The organism is Xylophilus sp. ASV27, assembly GCF_016428875.1.
Taxonomy (GTDB): Bacteria; Pseudomonadota; Gammaproteobacteria; order Burkholderiales; family Burkholderiaceae_C; genus Xylophilus.
Map to the genome: position 1 here is coordinate 1 of NZ_JAELTO010000375.1, position 302 is coordinate 302.

Here is a 302-nt window from a genome sequence, read left to right on the forward strand (position 1 = left end):
GCAGCACGCCGGAGCAGACCGCGAAGATGCTGGAGGCCTACCGCGCGCAGTGGACGCCGGTGATCCGGGCTTCGGGCATCAAGCTCTAAGCAAGAGCCATTTCAAGGTCTTTGAGATACCCCTGGGCCTGTCTCTTATACACATCTCCGAGCCCACGAGACCGTACAGGAAATCGCGTATGCCGTCTTCGGCTGGAAAAGGGGGGGGGGGGGGGGGGGGGGGGGGGGGGGGGGGGGGGGGGGGGGGGGGGGGGGGGGGGGGGGGGGGGGGGGGGGGGGGGGGGGGGGGGGGGGGGGGGGGGG

At 73.2% G+C, this 302-nt stretch carries 1 protein-coding gene; it reads left to right on the forward strand.

The features are described 5' to 3' along the window. Positions 1-110: 110 nt before the first annotated feature. Positions 111-302 (forward strand): hypothetical protein (locus JHD63_RS23410; protein WP_198973184.1); only part of this gene is annotated, 192 nt, incomplete at its 3' end.